Raw genomic sequence first — 867 nt, 5'->3', positions numbered from 1 at the left:
CGGCTCCGCGGCCGGGGCGGGCGCCCCGGTCGACGCGGCGACCGCCCGGGCCGCACGCAAGGAGCTCACCCGGCTCGAGCGCCGGCTGGCCCGCCTCGACGAGCAGGAGCGCGGCCTGCACGCCGAGCTGGCCGAGGCCGCCACCGACCCGGACGCGGTGCTCGCGCTGGACACCCGGCTGCGCGCCGTCGTGCAGGAGAAGGATCAGGTCGAGGCGGACTGGATGGCGCTCGCCGAGAGCGTCGAGGGGGGCTGAGCGGGGGCAGGCCCGGGCGGGCGCCACGGCCGGCGCCCGGCCACCAGCAGCAGGAGGGCCGCGGTCCACGCGGCCCCGCCCGCCAGGAGGCCCGCCGTCGGCAGCACCTCCGGCACACCCAGGTGCACGGTGATGCCGAGGATGCGCGACAGCCCGCCGGGCACCACCTGCAGTCCGTCGTTGACCGTGGTGAGCAGCCGCTCCTGGCCGAGGGCCAGCGCGGTCCCGCCGAGCCCGACCAGCGCCGAGCCCGCCGCCGCGAGCGCCACCGCGGCGCGCGCCGCCCGTGACGCCGCCGCCCCGGTGAGGACGGGCGCGAGGAGGACGCAGGCGAGCGCGACGGTGGCCGCCACGACGTACGCGCCGCGGGCCACCGGGTCCAGCCAGAACCCGGCCCACGCCCCCACCGGCCCGCGCAGCGCGGTGGCGCCCAGCAGGGGCAGCACCCCGACCAGCTGCGGCCCGGCGAGGACGGCGACCCACAGCAGCGCCCGGGCGGGCCGGCCGGCCCGGCGGTCGGAGACGGTCCCGGCCACGGTGCCGCCGAGGACGGCGGCCACCCCGGTGAGGACCGCGACGGCGACGTAGGCCCCGGCCAGCGGCAGCGGGCC

General features: G+C 81.2%; 2 pseudogenes. One reads left to right on the top strand and one right to left on the bottom strand.

The features are described 5' to 3' along the window. Nucleotides 1-256 (top strand): annotated as a pseudogene (locus tag WCS02_RS20735) (ABC transporter C-terminal domain-containing protein); the annotation flags it as partial. Here the strand turns inward: WCS02_RS20735 and WCS02_RS20730 are convergent. Beyond that, nucleotides 205-867: pseudogene (locus WCS02_RS20730) on the bottom strand (hypothetical protein); the annotation flags it as partial. The pseudogenes WCS02_RS20735 and WCS02_RS20730 overlap by 52 nt on opposite strands.

Origin of the sequence: Aquipuribacter hungaricus, from assembly GCF_037860755.1 — a bacterium.
GTDB classification, from domain to species: Bacteria; Actinomycetota; Actinomycetes; order Actinomycetales; family JBBAYJ01; genus Aquipuribacter; species Aquipuribacter hungaricus.
Note: the sequence above shows the minus strand (reverse complement) of the source record. Positions and strands in the feature narration are given on the sequence as shown.